Origin of the sequence: Mesorhizobium sp. M1A.T.Ca.IN.004.03.1.1 (genome assembly GCF_003997555.1) — a bacterium.
Classification (GTDB): domain Bacteria; phylum Pseudomonadota; class Alphaproteobacteria; order Rhizobiales; family Rhizobiaceae; genus Mesorhizobium.
Genome location: NZ_RZTV01000935.1, coordinates 1 through 243 on the forward strand (window position 1 = coordinate 1; position 243 = coordinate 243).

Consider the following 243-nt stretch of genomic DNA (forward strand, 5'->3'; position numbering starts at 1 on the left):
CTCGATCACCGATGGCCAGATCTTCCTTGAAACAGACCTGTTCTACCAGGGTATCCGCCCGGCCGTGAACGTCGGTCTGTCGGTTTCCCGCGTCGGCTCGTCGGCGCAGATCAAGGCGATGAAGCAGGTTGCCGGCTCGATCAAGGGCGAACTCGCCCAGTATCGCGAAATGGCCGCGGTTCAGCAGGCGCTGCGTCGCAGCGTCGAGGTCCGAACCGAACTGGGCGAAGGCGGCCATTTCGC

The 243-nt window shown here is 63.4% G+C and carries 1 pseudogene; it reads left to right on the forward strand.

Going from position 1 to position 243, the window contains the following annotated elements:
* A pseudogene (locus EOD29_RS34430) lies at positions 1-243 on the forward strand (hypothetical protein); the annotation flags it as partial.